At 47.0% G+C, this 16,839-nt stretch carries 13 protein-coding genes and 2 tRNA genes; 4 read left to right on the forward strand and 11 right to left on the reverse strand.

Annotated features, from left to right (window positions below; translation table 11 throughout):
• The first annotated feature begins 29 nt into the window (after nt 1–29).
• Both DWZ03_RS03650 and DWZ03_RS03655 read left to right on the forward strand, forming a co-directional pair.
• A tRNA-Arg gene (locus DWZ03_RS03650) sits at nt 30–103 on the forward strand.
• A 23-nt stretch (nt 104–126) separates the two neighbouring features.
• Nucleotides 127–200, forward strand: a tRNA-Arg gene (locus DWZ03_RS03655).
• Between the two features lie 494 nt (nt 201–694).
• On the opposite strand, the gene dapA is transcribed toward DWZ03_RS03655, so the two are convergent.
• Together dapA and ligA are read right to left on the reverse strand one after the other, a co-directional pair.
• Nucleotides 695–1,588, reverse strand: coding sequence for a 4-hydroxy-tetrahydrodipicolinate synthase (gene dapA / locus DWZ03_RS03660; protein ID WP_005827769.1), 894 nt, complete (start codon nt 1,586–1,588; stop codon nt 695–697).
• Nucleotides 1,589–1,691: 103 nt separating this feature from the next.
• Nucleotides 1,692–3,689 (reverse strand): NAD-dependent DNA ligase LigA, encoded by a 1,998-nt coding sequence (ligA, locus tag DWZ03_RS03665; protein ID WP_120128873.1) that lies wholly within the window; start codon nt 3,687–3,689, stop codon nt 1,692–1,694.
• An 89-nt stretch (nt 3,690–3,778) separates the two neighbouring features.
• Between ligA and trmD the strand changes: the two genes are divergently transcribed.
• On the forward strand, nt 3,779–4,456 hold the full coding sequence (gene trmD / locus DWZ03_RS03670) for a tRNA (guanosine(37)-N1)-methyltransferase TrmD (RefSeq protein WP_120128876.1): 678 nt from the start codon (nt 3,779–3,781) through the stop codon (nt 4,454–4,456).
• A 93-nt stretch (nt 4,457–4,549) separates the two neighbouring features.
• On the opposite strand, the gene DWZ03_RS03675 is transcribed toward trmD, so the two are convergent.
• The 5 genes from DWZ03_RS03675 to DWZ03_RS03695 form a co-directional block, all read right to left on the reverse strand.
• The gene (locus tag DWZ03_RS03675; RefSeq protein ID WP_120128879.1) at nt 4,550–5,461 is read right to left on the reverse strand and encodes a dihydroorotate dehydrogenase; all 912 of its coding nucleotides are present in this window, start codon (nt 5,459–5,461) and stop codon (nt 4,550–4,552) included.
• Entirely contained in the window at nt 5,449–6,225 is a 777-nt protein-coding gene (locus DWZ03_RS03680; protein WP_005827777.1) for a dihydroorotate dehydrogenase electron transfer subunit, read from the reverse strand. Before DWZ03_RS03680 ends, DWZ03_RS03675 begins: the two co-directional genes overlap by 13 nt.
• Before the next feature lie 117 nt (nt 6,226–6,342).
• Complete coding sequence (locus DWZ03_RS03685; protein WP_005827779.1) at nt 6,343–6,804, reverse strand: helix-turn-helix domain-containing protein; 462 nt, start codon at nt 6,802–6,804, stop codon at nt 6,343–6,345.
• Between the two features lie 908 nt (nt 6,805–7,712).
• A complete protein-coding gene (gene holA / locus DWZ03_RS03690) occupies nt 7,713–8,732 on the reverse strand; it encodes a DNA polymerase III subunit delta (RefSeq protein ID WP_044467575.1) in 1,020 nt (339 codons plus the stop codon).
• A 42-nt stretch (nt 8,733–8,774) separates the two neighbouring features.
• Entirely contained in the window at nt 8,775–9,551 is a 777-nt protein-coding gene (locus DWZ03_RS03695; RefSeq protein ID WP_005837181.1) for an AMP nucleosidase, read from the reverse strand.
• Between the two features lie 64 nt (nt 9,552–9,615).
• On the opposite strand from DWZ03_RS03695, the gene DWZ03_RS03700 reads away from it, so the two are divergent.
• Complete coding sequence (locus DWZ03_RS03700; protein ID WP_044467574.1) at nt 9,616–10,065, forward strand: type I restriction enzyme HsdR N-terminal domain-containing protein; 450 nt, start codon at nt 9,616–9,618, stop codon at nt 10,063–10,065.
• 30 nt (nt 10,066–10,095) lie between these two features.
• Here the strand turns inward: DWZ03_RS03700 and DWZ03_RS03705 are convergent, their stop codons facing one another.
• From DWZ03_RS03705 to DWZ03_RS03720, 4 genes are all read right to left on the reverse strand, one after another.
• Nucleotides 10,096–10,986 (reverse strand): CblA family class A beta-lactamase, encoded by an 891-nt coding sequence (locus tag DWZ03_RS03705; RefSeq protein ID WP_120128881.1) that lies wholly within the window; start codon nt 10,984–10,986, stop codon nt 10,096–10,098.
• A gap of 137 nt (nt 10,987–11,123) precedes the next feature.
• Nucleotides 11,124–14,237, reverse strand: coding sequence for an efflux RND transporter permease subunit (locus DWZ03_RS03710; RefSeq protein WP_120128884.1), 3,114 nt, complete (start codon nt 14,235–14,237; stop codon nt 11,124–11,126).
• Between the two features lie 25 nt (nt 14,238–14,262).
• On the reverse strand, nt 14,263–15,366 hold the full coding sequence (locus DWZ03_RS03715) for an efflux RND transporter periplasmic adaptor subunit (protein WP_120128887.1): 1,104 nt from the start codon (nt 15,364–15,366) through the stop codon (nt 14,263–14,265).
• A 25-nt stretch (nt 15,367–15,391) separates the two neighbouring features.
• Nucleotides 15,392–16,825 carry an efflux transporter outer membrane subunit gene (locus DWZ03_RS03720; RefSeq protein WP_120128890.1) on the reverse strand — a complete coding sequence of 478 codons (1,434 nt, stop codon included), beginning with the start codon at nt 16,823–16,825 and terminating at the stop codon, nt 15,392–15,394.
• Nucleotides 16,826–16,839 lie beyond the last annotated feature (14 nt).

Consider the following 16,839-nt stretch of genomic DNA (forward strand, 5'->3'; position numbering starts at 1 on the left):
TACGTATCTTTGCACCCGTTAAACAAAGAGGCCGCGTAGCTCAACTGAATAGAGTAGCTGACTACGGATCAGCCGGTTACAGGTTTGAATCCTGTCGCGGTCACAAGTTTTCATAATTTTTTTAAGGGTCGCGTAGCTCAACTGAATAGAGTAGCTGACTACGGATCAGCCGGTTACAGGTTTGAATCCTGTCGCGATCACAAAGAACCTCCGCAAGAAAACTTGCGGAGGTTCTTTGTTTTTACAGCAATGGCATATAGTTGATGTTCTCCCCTTGTATGGCACTGGCGCGTGTTCTCCATAATGAAACAAACTGTTTCCCTTAACTAAACACTTTGTTTCATTATGGAGAACACTTTGTTTCCCTTGACAGAACACTTTGTTCCATCATATAAAAACAAAGTGTTTTTCTCTGCTGAAACAAAGTGTTCAGTGTTGTGAACTAATAGATTAGCTGAAATAATAGTCTTGTCTTGATTGAGCTAGAGATGTCTTTTTCTCGATTTAACCAGATGTCTTTTTGCTTTATAACGTAATCAGTAGACTGTTTTGGGATTATTGTACTGATAAATATAGTCACATAGGAAAAAAAGAAGGAGTTAATTCCGTGTTTCCACAAAATTAACTCCTTGCATATCTGATATTAATATGTTGTATACTGGAAATTAATATCCTATAGGGGCGGTATAAGACCTTAGCATTTGATGTTCAATTCATCCAGAATCTTGCGCATGGCTTCGAAAGTAGTGATTCTGGTCGGCACCAATGGCAGGCGGAGCTTGTTCTCAATCATTCCCATTACATTCAGCATGGCTTTTACTCCGGCAGGGTTGCCGTCTACAAACAGAAGCTTGAATAATTCGGCAAATTTGTGGTGAATGGTCAATGCATTGGCATAGTCCCCTTGCAGTGCCAGACGTACCATACGGCTGAACTCACGTGGGAACGCGTTTCCGATGACCGAGATAATGCCGACGGCCCCCAGGGTAATCAGAGGGAAGGTGATGCCGTCATCGCCCGAAATAACGTCGAAATTGGCCGGTTTGTTTTTGATGATGTCGTCCATCTGCGTGATGTCGCCCGAAGCTTCTTTGACGGCTATCACATTCTTGAAATCACGTGCAATGCGCAGGGTTGTTTCTGCCTTCATGTTCACGCCGGTACGACCGGGGACATTATAAAGCACAATCGGCAAATCCGTTGCTTCAGAAATGGCCTTATAATGCTGATATATACCTTCTTGCGATGGCTTGTTGTAATATGGAACGACGGATAGAATGGCATCTACTCCGGTGAAATCGTCATTTTTCAGTGTTTCCACTATGGCCCGGGTGTTGTTTCCACCTACGCCCAGCAGGATAGGAATTCTTCCGTTCACTCGCTCGATGACCATTTTCTTGATTTTCTTTTTCTCTTCTTCAGTCAGAGTCGGAGTTTCTGCCGTGGTGCCGAGCACACATAAAAAGTCGGTATTGTTTTGAAGTTGATAGTCTACCAAACGCATCAACGCATCGTAATCAACGCTTTCATCCTCTTTAAATGGAGTAATCAGCGCTACCCCCATTCCTTTCAATCTTGTCTGTATCATGAGTATTATAAAGTAATCTCTAATTAAATGACTCGCAAAAGTACGAATTTTTTCGATTTACCCTACAAATATAAGCCATAAAAAAGCTTTTTGTGGAAATTTGTTAGGATAGCAATGCCAAAAACTCATCTTCGCTCATAATCTTTACTCCCAGTTTCTGCGCTTTCTCCAGTTTGGCAGGTCCCATATTTTCTCCGGCCAGGATAAAGCTGGTTTTGGAGGAGATACTGCCGACGTTTTTCCCACCGTTCTTTTCAATCATCTCTTTGTATTCGTCCCGTGAGTGGTGGGTGAATACGCCGCTGATGACGATGGACTGGCCCGCCAGTTTGTCGGTGTATCCGCTGAGGTCTTCTTCCGTCCGGTGGAGTTGCAGGCCGTTCGATTTCAGCCGTTCCACCAGCTCTCTGTTGGCAGGATTGGAGAAGTAAGTTATAATGCTCTGCGCTATTTTTTCACCGATTTCATCGATGTTTTTCAGCTTTTCGAGGTCTGCGTTTTCCAGCTCTTCGATGTCCGTAAAGGACTTGGCTATTTTCTTGGCAACCGTTTCTCCCACGAAGCGTATGCCCAGTGCAAAGAGCACTCTTTCGAATGGCACTTCTTTACTTGCCGCAATACCGTTGACTATGTTTTCTGCTGATTTTTCGCCCATCCGTTCCAGGTTCTTGATGTCGTCGGTTTTGAGCCGGTATAAATCTGCAGTATCCTTTATCAGCCCCAATCGGTAGAACATGTCTACGGTTTCAGGTCCCAGTCCGTCTATATTCATGGCTTTGCGGCTGATGAAATGCTCTATTTTCCCTTTAATCTGCGGAGGACAAGCGGTTTCATTGGGGCAATAGTGGGCTGCTTCTCCCTCATAACGTATCAGTTTGCTGCCGCATTCGGGACAATGGGTGATGAACTTCACTTTTTCACCGATAAGCATACTGCGGGCATCCTTATCGACACCGGTTATTTTGGGGATGATTTCACCGCCTTTTTCCACATATACCATGTCGCCTATGTGCAGGTCCAGTCCCTCGATAATATCTGCATTGTGCAGGGAGGCACGTTTCACAACGGTGCCGGACAGTTGTACGGGGTCCAGATTGGCAACCGGAGTCACTGCGCCAGTGCGTCCTACCTGGTAGGTGACCTTGTTCAAGCGTGTCAGTGCCCGTTCTGCCTGGAATTTGTATGCGATGGCCCACCGGGGGGACTTGGCTGTGAATCCCAAATTCTTTTGTTGTCTCAAGCTGTTGACTTTTAGCACAATACCATCAGTAGCCACCGGAAGGTTCTTACGCTCCGTGTCCCAATAATTGATGTATTCGAAGACTTCCTCCAGGCTGTGGGCTTTTCTGGTGTGCTCTGATGTTTTAAATCCCCAGCCGGCGGCGGCTTGCAGATTCTCGTAATGGCCGTCGCAGGGCAATTCCTCTCCCAATAGATAGTAGAGATAAGCATCCAGCTTTCTGGATGCTACGATGGCGGAATTCTGCAACTTCAAGGTACCGGAAGCAGCGTTGCGCGGATTGGCGAAAAGCGGTTCCTCACGTGCTTCCTTTTCCCGGTTCAGTTCTTCGAAAACCACCCAGGGCATCAGGATTTCCCCTCTGATTTCGAATGATTTAGGATAATCCCCATGGAGGACCAGTGGAATCGTTCGGATTGTCTTTACATTGTCCGTCACGTCATCGCCCTTTTCGCCGTCGCCACGGGTGACGGCACGCACCAGTTTGCCATCCTCGTAAGTCAGCGAGATGGAAGTACCGTCATACTTCAGCTCGCAGCAGATTTCAAAATCCTCATTCAACGCTTTCTTTACCCGTTCGTAGAAGTCGGTCACTTCACTTTCGGAATAAGTGTTTCCCAATGAAAGCATGGGATATTTGTGTGCCACTTGTGTGAAGTTCTTATTCAAATCACTTCCTACACGCATCGTGGGCGAATTATCATCTTGGTATTCAGGATGTTCTTTCTCTAAGTCTTGTAGCTCGCGCATCAGGTCGTCAAACTCCTTGTCGGATATTTCAGGAGCATTCAGCACATAATAATTGTAGTTGTGCTGGTGTAATTCCGCACGGAGCCGGTCTATTTTTTCTTTTACAGTCATAGGGTTTCCGGATTGTTTGAACGCAAAAATACGGGTTTCTCCCCGAATATTTGTACTTTTGCAGCTTGAAATAGCTAAAATAAAGTTATATGCGTATTGACATTATCACAGTTTTGCCGGAGATGATTGAGGGATTCTTCAACTGTTCCATTATGAAACGTGCTCAAAATAAAGGGCTTGCAGAGATACATATCTATAATCTTCGTGATTATACGGAAGATAAGTACCGTCGTGTAGACGATTATCCGTTTGGCGGCTTTGCCGGAATGGTCATGAAGATAGAGCCGATAGAGCGGTGTATCAACGCCTTGAAGGCCGAGCGGGATTACGACGAGGTTATCTTTACGACCCCCGATGGTGAGCAGTTCAATCAGCCGATGGCAAATACTCTTTCCCTTGCCCAGAATCTCATCATTCTCTGCGGGCATTTTAAAGGGATAGATTACCGGATTCGCGAGCATCTCATCACCAAGGAAATCAGTATCGGCGACTATGTGTTGACTGGTGGAGAACTGGCGGCGGCTGTCATGGCAGATGCCATCGTCCGTATCATTCCGGGAGTGATTTCCGATGAGCAGTCTGCACTTTCAGATTCTTTTCAGGACAATCTGCTGGCCGCACCGGTCTATACACGTCCCGCTGATTACAATGGATGGAAGGTTCCGGATATTTTACTCTCCGGACATGAGGCCAAGATTAAGGAATGGGAGCTGCAACAGTCGTTGGAAAGGACCCGTAGATTGCGTCCGGATTTGTTGGGAGAGTAAGTTTACTGATGTAAATAAAAAGAAAAAGGACATTCGTCAATGAATGTCCTTTTTTATGAATATATATTGCGAATGGCAATCTCTTGTTATTCTTTATACCTCGAGTGCACCAATAATATCCTTTATAGACTGATAACCGTGTCTGTCAAGATAGTCATTTATTCCTTCTACCACTTTCACTGTAACCGCCGGATCAATGAAGTTTGCCGTACCAATCTGGATGGCAGAGGCACCTGCAAGCATGAATTCCACAGCATCTTTCCAGTTCATGATACCTCCCAAGCCTATGACGGGGATTTTTACCGCTTTGGCTACTTGCCATACCATACGTAAGGCAATGGGTTTCACGGCCGCACCGGACATGCCACCGGTTACAGTGGAGAGTATCGGACGCCTGCGTTCCGCGTCTATAGCCATTCCCAGCAGGGTATTGATGAGGGAAACACTGTCTGCACCGCCATTTTCGGCTGCGCGGGCTATTTCAGTGATGTCGGTAACGTTCGGGGAGAGCTTTACGATAAGTGTCTTTTTGTAAACTGAGCGCACGGCTTTCACCACTTCTTCGGCGCCCTTGGCGGTAACACCGAATGCCATTCCTCCTTGCTTCACGTTGGGGCAAGAGATGTTCAATTCTATGGCAGGAATTTTGTCAAGTTCATTAATGATTGCGGCTGTTTCGGCATAGTCTTCGATGGCAGAACCCGAAACATTCACAATCATGTTGGTCTGAATGTCCTTGATGCGGGGATAGATGTGTTCAACAAAGTAATGAACACCCTTATTTTGCAGTCCCACAGCGTTTAACATACCCGAAGGAATCTCTGCCATGCGCGGATATGGATTGCCTTCACGTTTGTGAAGAGTGGTTCCCTTTACAATAATACCGCCTATTCGCGATAGTTCGATGAAATCGGCGAATTCTTCACCATATCCGAATGTTCCGGATGCAGTCATCACCGGATTATTCATTTGTAATTCACCAATATTTACACTTAAATCTGCCATAATAGTTTGTTTATATTAAAAACCGGACCTTCTTTACATACGCACAAATGACCTTCCGTGGTATTTTCTACACAGCATAGACAAGCGCCTATGCCACACGCCATCATATTTTCCAAAGATACTTCGCAACTGATGCCTTTACTTTTGGCATACTTTGCTACTGCCATCATCATCGGTTTGGGGCCGCAAGTATATATCTGCTCAAAGCACACCTTATTTAATATGGAGTGTTGTGTTACGTATCCCTTCTCTCCGTGGCTGCCATCTTCGGTGGTGGTATACACCTCGCCATAGGCGGCAAATTGTTCCAATTGAAGCAAATCTTTGTCACTTCTGGCACCCAGCAGGAATGTTGGCTTGCAACCTTTCTTGGCGAGCTGTTCGCCTAAATATAACATAGGAGCTGTACCTACACCTCCACCTACCAATAAGAGCTTGTCTGAGGGCTTTTCAGGCATTGTGAAGCAGTTTCCCAACGGAAGCACTACATTGATTATATCGCCTGCTTTTGCTTCTCCTAATCGCTTGGTTCCGTCGCCTACAAGTTGGATTAAGAACCAGACCTCGTTCCGTTGTCTATCTACATAATTGATGGAGATGGGGCGGCGCAAAAAAGTGGTAGGTGAGCCGTCCACGCGAATCTCTGCAAATTGTCCCGGAAGCATTTCCGGAAGTGGGGATGGAGAAGTCAGCTTCAACAACACGTAGTTGGCATGCAAGCGGAGGTTCTCTGTCACTGTCAGATCTAAAATATACTTTTTCATATCTATAAAGAGGGATGTTTTTCTTTCGGGTGCAAAGATAGTGTAAACCGAGTGCAGAATAAAATGAACCCGTTTCTTTTTTATGCCGGGGCGTTAGTCTATTTCCATTCTCATTCCTTAATTTTCCGGTTTGAAAGTCTCGTAGGTATTGTCATCAAAGAAAATTCTTATTTCTGTGATTTTTCTGGGAGGTCTTTCTTTGTAGATAATCTCTTGTTTTACAATCTCTTTAGGCGATTTTAGGGCTGTCTCTAATGCAATTTCCTTGCGATTTTTAGATTCTTCCGGCCCGTTGGACAGATTTTCCGGATTCTCGGCGAATAAAGGATAGTCGAATCCATCGTTTTCGGGTGAATCCGGATTATTACTCATATTACCTTTTCCGGTAAGCAGCCACTCCAAGTTTATGTCGTTGTATCGTTGATGCAATCGGAGAATGACTTCCGTACTTGGATATTTGTTACGCGGACCCAAGATGTGAGAAATGGTGGCTTGGGCCACGCCGATACTCTCGGCAAAAGCTCCTGCTGTCAGTTTCTCCCGGTCCATAACCATTTTGAACCTGTCTTTTATACTCATGGTTTATGTGTTATTACAATTGTACATGTTATTTATTGGATTACAAAAGTAAAAAAACGACATCACAAAAGCAAATTAAAAATGTAATATTTTAAAGTTCACAAATGAAATACTGTTATTACAATATTCATCATTACAAATGCTATAATACAAATTACGAGTAAAATAGGTGTTTATCGTAAGTTTAATAAAATAATATATTTGTCTAGTTATTAGCATATTATATAGTTATTTTTTGATGGTAAATGCTGTATTACATTTGTTTGTCGCTCATTTTATATAATATATAATTTAATAATTTGATTAATCGTCGTATGTAATTGATATATACATATTTATTGCTTATAATTATATGGGTTAACCCCTACTCTATTATTTTTGTAAACCATCAGTTTGCGATATTAAATATTACTTATTACATTTGTGTTTTCAAGTATAATATTACATATGTTATAATACACCCGTCATATAGATATTTATGTAATGTATTAAATTCACAATAGTCAATTATCCTAGTTGTGTATTACAACTATTGTACTCTTGAAAAGTGTAACAGATTTCATATATGACGATTTAAAGCTGAATTGCTCCATCTCTTCTTTTTACTAAAGGAGAAAAGATGTGACATAAATAAGAAAATAAGATGCTTTATTTATTTTCTAGTCTTCAAGACTTAAATCCTTGCTTTATTTCTGTATAATTGGTCGATTCGTTATAAAAACACGATTCTCAGAGCTTATAAATGAACGTAATTTGCTGTAAATATGATTATTATCTCCTATTTTACTGTCTATGCTAAGGACCGAAATAGAAAAAGGGGGATAAATCCCCCTAAAAATGACATAATGATATCAAATCAGTCTGTTTTATGCTTTTCCCCTTTTATGGAAAAGGATGCTGTATGGAAGTTAATGTAGAATCTTAAAGACCAATTCCCGGAGGATATCTCCATCGCTTAGGGAGGAATTTCCTACTCCTTTGGATTTGGCATCTGCATATCGAATTTCTCCGATTATCTGCATGGTCTTTACTCCGCTGTAACGGCGCATGGCACTTAGGTATTCGCGCGACTGCCAGGGAGTCTTTAATCCTATGAAACTGGCAATACCCTGCTCCGTCTTTTCGGGTGCATAATAAGTCAACATCAAGTTGGAGAAGAAGCCGAAAAGTAAAGATAAAGTCATCTGGATAGGGTTTGTTTTCGGATTTTCTTCAAAATATTTTATTATTTTATTGGCCTTTAGTATGTCTTTTTCTACAATGGCACTGCGAAGTTCAAAGTTATTATAATCCTTACTGATTCCGATGTTACGTTCTATCTGTTCGGGGGTGACGCGTGTCTGACCTTTTGGAAGAGTTATAATCAGTTTTTCCAGTTCTCCTGTAAGGCGGCTGAGGTCCGTACCTACGAAATCGGCAAGCATGGAGGTGGCTTTAGGATCCAAGTCTACACCTTTGCGCTTCATGTATGAGGTGATGAATGCCGGTAACTGGGCATCCTTCACCTTCTTGGATTCGAATAGAACTCCCACCTTCTCTATTTCGGCCGCCAGCTTCTTTCTTCTGTCCAGCACCCCATGTTTGTGGCATAGAACAAGAATGGTGGAGTTCAACGGTTTTTGCAGGTAGTATGAAAGCTCCTCCATGTTGCGGATGGCCTGCGCTTCCTTTACGACTACGACCTGGCGTTCGGACATCATCGGATAGCGCTTGGCCGCATTGATGACAGTGGCTATATCGACATCTGCACCGTAGACTACGGTCAGGTTGAATTCCTTTTCGGTGTCAGTGAGAACGTTGTCTACAATATAGTCGGAGATGAGGTCTATGTAATACGATTCCTCGCCCATGAGATAGTAGACGGGGCGGTATTGCTTGGCTCTCAACTCTTTTAGAATATCATCACAGGTTGTTTCTTGTTTTGCCATATAATAAAGTAAGTGCTATACGAGGGGATGTCCCGTAACGGATTACCAGTCGAACTTCAAGTGTTTTACGGTTTTCTTTTCATCAATAATCATGCGCAAGGATGCGATGCCGATTTCAACATGCTCCTTTACATAATTCTGGGTCACCAGATTGTCGCTTTTATCGGTTTTTACACCTTCCGGAATCATCGGTTGGTCTGAAACCAGCAGAAGGGCTCCCGTGGGAATATGATTGGCAAAACCGCAGCTGAATAGGGTTGCTGTTTCCATATCGACAGCCATGGCACGGGTTTTCTTCAGATATTCTTTGAATTCCTCGTCATGTTCCCAAATGCGGCGGTTGGTGGTGTATACGGTACCGGTCCAGTAGTCACGGGCATAATCGCGGATGGCAGAAGAAACGGCACGTTGCAGCATAAATGCCGGGAGTGACGGGACTTCAGGTGGGAAGTAGTCGTTGGAGGTACCCTCGCCACGGATGGCGGCAATGGGAAGGATGAGGTCCCCTATTCTATTTTTCTTGTCTATACCGCCGCACTTACCCAGAAACAGACATGCCTTGGGCCTGATAGCACTCAGCAAGTCCATGATAATGGCGGCATTAGGACTTCCCATACCAAAATTAATGATGGTCATTCCTTCTGCACTGGCAGATATCATGTTGGCATCTTTACCGAGAATGGGAACATTGAACTTTTCTGCGAAAATCTCTACGTACTTGTTGAAGTTGGTCAACAGAATGTACTCTCCAAAATCCTCCAGGTTACGCTTTGTGTAACGGGGCAGCCAATTGGCTACGATTTCTTCTTTTGTTTTCATAAGATTTCATTAAATTTGTGTTCCCAAAAGACGGGAACCATTATTTAACTTACAAATGTAGTAAATGTTATCGTTAAACCTACCAGCATTCGATGCTAAAATTGCCGCAAGGAACGGAAAAAATGTTATTTTCGATATAATCCGTCGTCGTTATGTCGCCTTGACCCCTGAAGAATGGGTGCGGCAGCACTTCGTCCACTTTCTTCTTGCTCACAAGGGGTATCCGCAGGCGCTTATGGCAAATGAGGTGCAGGTACAGCTGAACGGTACAAAGAAACGCTGTGATACAGTGCTCTATCGGCGCGACCTTACCGCCCGGATGATTGTGGAATACAAGGCGCCTGAAATAGAAATCACCCAAAAGGTTTTCGACCAGATTACCCGCTACAACATGGTGCTGAAAGTGGATTATCTGATTGTCAGCAACGGGCTTCAGCATTATTGTTGCCGCATAGATTACGAGCACAACAGCTATACTTTTCTGCAGGATATACCCGAGTATCAAAACTTATAGGAGGAGCTACCAATAGCCCCCTTGCCTCTCTCATCTCATCGCATCATATACCATGCGTGATATGCGGGCGATGATGTTCGCATTGTCCTCATCTGTCTCGTATGAGTCCATGACGAAGGCGGCAATGTAGTATTTCCGGCCGTCGGGAAGGATAACGAGGCCGGCATCATTATCTGCAGTTTTCATACCGTCGGCATTGCGGTCGGAAGAGCCGGTCTTGTGTCCTACCACGGTTTTGGCTGGCAACATACCTTTCAGTTTGTTGGCACCGGTTTCAGTATCTATCATGGTCTGCCACAAGAAGTCTTTCAGCTCCTTGTTGGAGAACAACTCTTTTTCATCGGCCGTTCTCAGTAGTCGGGCCATAGCGGAAGGAGTACTCCAGTTGCGGTATACAGCCTCGAAGCTGGAGTGCATGCCGTCTTCTGTTTCCGAGAGGTTGAAGGAGTCGATACTCAACCGGTGGATATAGTCATTGATATGTTTGATGCCTCCTGCATATTCTATCAAGATGTCGCAGGCATTGTTGTCGCTTTGGGAAATGCTGTATTGCATCAGTTCCCTAAGCGTAATCGTGAAATCCTGGTCGGGAAACTTCTTCCGCAGGGGGCTGTAGGTATTGGGCAGCATTTGGGATGCCTTTATGGAAACAATGCTGTCCAGACTGATGCTTTGCTTATCCATCTTGTCCAGTACGGCCAGTGCCACATGGAATTTGAATACACTGAGCAAGGGGAAGTGTACATGGTCGTTATACCGGAGCATGTCTCCTTTGTCTGTCCATACGGCTATACCAACGGTGGCTTTCTTGCCATTGAGCAGACTGTCAATCCGGTTTTCAAGTTCAGACATTTGCTGCGCCCGGACGACGGTAGCTATACAAGTGAATAAGGTAAGTATGGCGATGAAATATGCTTTCATAACTTCAATTTCTTTAAGAGGCAATTCGCACGCAAAGATACAACTTTTAGCAGCAAGTTGCTAAAATGAGTTATGGATTATGGGTTATAAATGTGATAGCTTATACCCCATAATCCATAACTTGTAGCTCATCCTCCCTATTGTTTCTTACTGAACCTCTCCTGCAACTTCTGCATCAATTCGTAGAAATTCGGGATATAGACCGTGGCGAGCAATGTGTTCAGCGCCATACCAAATACTACGGCAGCTCCCAGTGCAATACGGCTTCCCGCCCCTGCTCCGGTGGCAAAAAGCAACGGCATAACCCCGAATACGAATGCAAGCGATGTCATCAGAATAGGCCGCAGACGGATATGCCCTGCCTGGAATGCCGCATCACGGATTGAATTGCCTTGTGCACGGAAGTCACGTGCAAACTCCACAATCAGAATACCGTTTTTGGCAGACAAGGCAACCAGCAGGATGATGCCGATTTGTGTGTAGATGCTGACCGGAGTACCCATGACATAGCATCCCAGCATGGCACCGAGCAGCGCCACCGGAAGTCCCATTACGGCGGCCACCGGACTAGTCCAGCTTTCGTATTGTGCGGCGAGCACAAGGAAGGCAACCAGCAGCGCCATGACGAATACGACGGTCGTAGTGGTTCCTGCCTGCGTCTCCTGATAGGCCACCGAAGTCCATTCGTAGCCGAACTCATCTCCGAGATGCTCCTTGATTAGACTTTCCATTTGCCGGATACCCTCTCCCGAACTACTGCCCGGAGCCACATTGCAGGTCACGGCTGCTGTGGAGTACATGTTGTAGCGGTTTATCTGGTCCATGCCAAGCTGTTCTTCCACCCGGGTGAAGGAAGAGAAAGGTACCATTTCGCCCGATGCATTGGGAACGCTCAGTTTCAGGACATCGTCGATGACACGCTGGGCACGGTCACCTGCTCCCAGCTTCACTTGGTAGATGTGGCCGAACTGCACATAATCATTGACGTAGGCCTCTCCCATATAGTAGCCCAGGGCGGTGAATACGCTATTTAGCGGAATGCCCATCAGTTGCACCTTGTCGCGGTCGATATTCAGGAAATATTGTGGTACGTTGGCCTGGTACTGGCTGCTGACCGATGCCAATGCCGGATAATTGCGGTAGTGCTCCATCAAGGTCTCTACGGCACGCTGCATCTCGGTGGCACCGAGGTTGTGGCGGTCTTCCAATTGGAGTTGCAGGCCTCCGGTGGCTCCCAGCCCGGGGATGGCAGGTGGAACCATGGCAAATATCTCTGCTTCCTGGATGCCGTACACTTCCATATTGAAGCGTTGCACTACGGCTTCAGCCGTATGTTCCTTTCCCTTGCGTTCATTCCAGTTTTTCAGTACGATGAAGTAAGTGGCCGCATTGCTTTGCTCTCCACCTCCCATCACGGAGAAGCCGGATATGCCGATGTAGTCCTTTATTTCGGGGTAAGAATCGAGAATCTTATTTATCTGCTTTCCTACGGCTTGGGTGCGCTCCAGGCTCGATGCAGGGGGAAGCTGTACCACTGCGAGGAAATAGCCGTCATCTTCTTCCGGAACAAATGTGGACGGCCATTTGACAAACAGCAGGACAGCAATCAATGTGAAAACCGCATATGAAACGATGGAAGCGACAGGGCGTTGGAGCAGGTACTCCACTATCCGGTCGTAGACTCCTTGTGTCTTGTCGTACAGATGGTTGAACCCCCGATATAGGGGATTTTTGGAAGGCCGGGTAGGTTGCAGCATCAAGGCACAGAGTGCCGGAGTAAGGGTCAGTGAGTTGAATCCGCTAAGTACGGTGCTGGCTGCAATGGTCAAGGCAAACTGTTTATACAGTTGTCCTGATATGCCGCTGACGAGTGTTGTCGGGATAAATACGGCAAGCAGCACCAGCACTACCCCGACAATGGGTCCGGTAATCTCTCCCATCGCTTCGGTCACAGCCTGGCGGGAGGTGTAGCGCCCCGTGTCCAGCAGACGCGTGGAGTTCTCCACCACCACAATGGCATCATCCACCACGATGGCCACGGCAAGTATCAGTCCGAATAGTGTCAACGTATTGATGGAGAAGCCGAACAAGGACATGACGGCCAGTGTGCCGATGAGTGATACCGGAATAGTGATGCAGGGAATGACGACCGCCCGCCAGTTCTGCAGGAACAGGAAGATGACGAGAACTACCAGCAGGGTTGTTTCAAGGAACGTCACCATCACTTCGTCTATGGAAGCATGAATGACATCCGTAGTGTCCAGGGTTACATTGTATTGTATGCCTGCAGGGAAATTTTGCGAGAGTTCCTGCATTTTTGCCTTTACTCCTTTGGAAACGTCCAGCGAGTTGCTGCCAGGTTGCTGATAGATAGCGATGGCAGCGGTGGGTTTCCCGTCCAGTTGGGATACTACGCTGTAAGAGGCCGAGCCCAGGTCGATATGCGCCACGTCGCGCAGACGGAGTATCTTCCCTCCGGTTTCGGTACGCAGGATAATGTTGCCGAACTCTTCGGGTGAGGTAAGGCGCCCTTTTACGGTCAGGCTGTATTGATAGGCATTTTTATTGTCTGTGCCGATGGGTTGCCCTACGTTACCTGCGCTGACCTCCACATTCTGTGATTGGATAGCTTGGTATACATCGGCCGGCGAAAGATAGCGGATGCGCATGGCGGCAGGGTCGAGCCAGATACGCATGGAGTAGTCCCCTGCTCCCATCACATTGACGGCGCCTACACCGGGCACGCGTGTTAACTGGTCTACGAGATTCAGCTTGGCATAGTTGCTGAGGTAAAGTCCGTCGTAGTCTTTGCTGTCCGACGTCATCGTGAGGAACATCACGATGTTCGATGACTGTTTCTGTACAGTGACGCCTTGCACCACAACGGGAGTAGGCAGTGACGACTGGGCCACGCTTACCCGGTTCTGGACCTGCACGGTAGCCATATCAATGTCCGTGCCTACGGCAAAAGTAATGGTAAGCGAGTAAGCGCCCGATGAGCTGGAGTTGGAGGACATGTAAAGCATTCCGTCCACTCCGTTGACTTGCTGCTCGATGGGGATGCCGACGGTTTGTGCCACCGTCTGCGCATTGGCTCCGGGATATACGGCACTGACTTGCACGGTGGGTGGTGTGATGTCCGGATATTGGGCAATGGGCAGGATGCCCAGTGTGACCAGTCCTGCTACGACGATGAGCAGTGCCAATACAGTAGCAAAGATAGGACGGTCTATGAAGAATTTTGAAAACATAGGCTTTGGTATTAATCAATTCATATTAGTTGTCAATGGGATGTACTTTCATTCCATCCCTTACCTTCATCAGTGCTTTGGTGACATAACGTTCCCTGGGAGTGATGCCTGCCCTTATCTGGCGCAGGCTATCCCCTATCAGTTGTCCGGTTTCTATATGGCGGTAGCGCACTATATTCGAATCGTTGACTACGTATATGTATTTCCCCAACTGGTCGGTGCCGATGGAGGCATCCGGCAGCAGGATGGCCTGCTGTTGCTCTCCGTAGGGCAAGGTGATGCTGACGTAGAGGCCGCTTTTCAGGAGTCCTTTAGGATTGTCGAGACGGGCGCGGATGTTCAGAGTTCCGGTGTTCAAGTCTACGTTGGGCGAAAGATAATCCAGTTGTGCAGGATAAGTGAGAAGCCCGTCTTTGCCCAGGCTGACGGTTACTTGCCGGGGAATACTGTCTCCTTGCTGCATCAGCATGGAGAGCCATTGGTTGTCTGCTACATTGAAGTACGTGTACAAATGGTCGTCTTTGTAGATGGTTGCCAGTGTGACGGGCTGCACGCTGCCGCCTACATAGCCTCCGGCATCCACCAGGTTACGGCTTACGGTGCCGTCGAAGGGGGCACGGACGGTGCAGTAGCTCAGATTGGTGCGTGCCGTGTTCAGGGCTGCTTCCGCATTGCTCACTGCAGCCTGCGAGGTTGCCACGTCGGATTGTGCTTGCAGCACTTGTATACGGCTTACAGCATCGCTTTTCACGGCCTCCTGCATACGTGTGTAGTTGTTTTGGGCGTATTCCAGGTTGGCGCGGGCAGTGTTGAGTTCTGCTTCTGCCTGCCGCACATTGTCTTGATAGACTGTCGGTTCGATGACAAAAAGCACTTGTCCCTGGCGTACCCGGCTGCCGGGAGCGTAAGAGATGGTCTGTAAGGTTCCGCTGACTCTGCCTACCAGGTCTACGGTCTTTTCAGAAGTCAGGTAGCCCGGATATTCTTTTGTCAGCGTGATGTTCTGCACTGTCGGACGGGCCACGCTTATCTCGGGAATGGGCATCGTTTGTGCCGTTTCTTTCCTTCCCCCGCATCCCGTTGCCAGCAATGGCAGGATGAGCAGGGTGATGTACATTTGATTTTTCATATACGGTTCGGTTTAGTTTATATTCTTATTTCTGATTCATTTCATATCCGCCTCCCAATGCCTGGTATAAGGCTATCAGATGCAGCAAGGAGCTGCCTTGTGCCTGCACCAGTTGATTTTCGTATGTCAGGAGTGAGCGTAGTGCGTCCAGTACGTTCTGGAAGGGAGTAAGCCCTTGTTTGTACAAATCGAGGGAGAGCTTTAGCGTTTCTTCTCCCTGGTTGCATACTTCGCGCATGGCAACAATCTGTTGGATGGAGTTGCGGTAGGAGTTCATGGCATTATCTGTTTCCTGCACGGCGGTAAGCACTGTCTGGTTGAACTGGTGAATGGATTCATCGAGCTGGGCACGTGCCAGACGGGTAGCGTTCACCAGTTTGGTACCGCTGAATAAGGTCCAGCTGATGCTTGGAGCAATTTCAAATGTCATACTGTTCCGTTTAGTCAAGTCCTTCAAGTCATGGGAGGAATAGCCGATGGAACCTTTCAGGAACACTTGCGGCAGCCAGTCACTTTGGGATGCGCCAAGTGTTGCCGCCTGCGCGTTGACTTGGCGTTCGGCTTGCCGTATATCGGGGCGGCGGAGCAGCAGGTCGGCAGGAATACCGATGCCTATGGGTTCCATATAGTCGGGCAGTTTGCCGGGCTTCTCCAATATGGGGCGGATATGCTGGGGGTAAGTACCGAGTAAGATTGCGAGTGTCGTGATGTATTGATTGATGCCTGCCTCCAGTTGTGGGATGGAGGCTTTGGTACTGTAATATACGGATTTGGCTTGCGAGACGTCCAGCTTGGATACCAGTCCGGTTTTGTAGCGTACTTCGGTGATGTTGAGTACGGCTGCCTGGGTATGGCAATTGTGGGTCACTACACTTAGTTCTTGCTGCAGTTCGCGGAGTCCGATGTAGGCAGAGGCTATCTGGGCACAGAGGGAAATCATGACGGAGGTATATTCCTCCTTGCTTGTCATGAAGGTTTCCCGCTGTGCCTTTACCCGTTGGCGGATACTTCCGAATACGTCCAGTTCCCAACTGGCGTTGAGCGAGGTGCTGTATGCACCGGTAATGGATTGCGGAAGTGCGTTGACATTGCTGCTGCTTTGCTGCCGTGCCCATCCTCCGTCCAATGAGATGGAAGGGAAAAAGCTGCCGCGTTCTATCCGCAGGTTGGATTTAGCCATATCCATACGGTCCATGGCAGAAAGTACGGAATAGTTTTGAGTGGAGGCTACCGTAATCAATGAATCCAGCATCGGGTCATCGAATGCTTTCCACCACTTGTCGTCAATGGGGGGTATCTGTTCGCTGAACAGATTATCATCTCCGGGAATGGCATGGGAGGCGTCCCTTCCCCAGCCTTGTGGGAGTGGCTTCTCAAGATAGCGGTTGGCTTTCTGTGCCATAGCCGCAGGACATAGGCATAATATGAGCAACGCAGTGCTCCAAGCTTTTATATTCATAAATAAAGGTTTAG

This window comes from Bacteroides sp. AF29-11, from assembly GCF_003602895.1.
Classification (GTDB): Bacteria; Bacteroidota; Bacteroidia; order Bacteroidales; family Bacteroidaceae; genus Bacteroides; species Bacteroides uniformis.

What these genes read in the sequence shown, in the direction of transcription:
- dapA (WP_005827769.1), bottom strand. Translation starts at nt 1,588, where the DNA reads ATGATACAGACAAGATTGAAAGGAATGGGGGTAGCGCTGATTACTCCA.
- ligA (WP_120128873.1), bottom strand. Translation starts at nt 3,689, where the DNA reads ATGACTGTAAAAGAAAAAATAGACCGGCTCCGTGCGGAATTACACCAG.
- trmD (WP_120128876.1), top strand. Translation starts at nt 3,779, where the DNA reads ATGCGTATTGACATTATCACAGTTTTGCCGGAGATGATTGAGGGATTC.
- DWZ03_RS03675 (WP_120128879.1), bottom strand. Translation starts at nt 5,461, where the DNA reads ATGGCAGATTTAAGTGTAAATATTGGTGAATTACAAATGAATAATCCG.
- DWZ03_RS03680 (WP_005827777.1), bottom strand. Translation starts at nt 6,225, where the DNA reads ATGAAAAAGTATATTTTAGATCTGACAGTGACAGAGAACCTCCGCTTG.
- DWZ03_RS03685 (WP_005827779.1), bottom strand. Translation starts at nt 6,804, where the DNA reads ATGAGTATAAAAGACAGGTTCAAAATGGTTATGGACCGGGAGAAACTG.
- holA (WP_044467575.1), bottom strand. Translation starts at nt 8,732, where the DNA reads ATGGCAAAACAAGAAACAACCTGTGATGATATTCTAAAAGAGTTGAGA.
- DWZ03_RS03695 (WP_005837181.1), bottom strand. Translation starts at nt 9,551, where the DNA reads ATGAAAACAAAAGAAGAAATCGTAGCCAATTGGCTGCCCCGTTACACA.
- DWZ03_RS03700 (WP_044467574.1), top strand. Translation starts at nt 9,616, where the DNA reads ATGTTATCGTTAAACCTACCAGCATTCGATGCTAAAATTGCCGCAAGG.
- DWZ03_RS03705 (WP_120128881.1), bottom strand. Translation starts at nt 10,986, where the DNA reads ATGAAAGCATATTTCATCGCCATACTTACCTTATTCACTTGTATAGCT.
- DWZ03_RS03710 (WP_120128884.1), bottom strand. Translation starts at nt 14,237, where the DNA reads ATGTTTTCAAAATTCTTCATAGACCGTCCTATCTTTGCTACTGTATTG.
- DWZ03_RS03715 (WP_120128887.1), bottom strand. Translation starts at nt 15,366, where the DNA reads ATGAAAAATCAAATGTACATCACCCTGCTCATCCTGCCATTGCTGGCA.
- DWZ03_RS03720 (WP_120128890.1), bottom strand. Translation starts at nt 16,825, where the DNA reads ATGAATATAAAAGCTTGGAGCACTGCGTTGCTCATATTATGCCTATGT.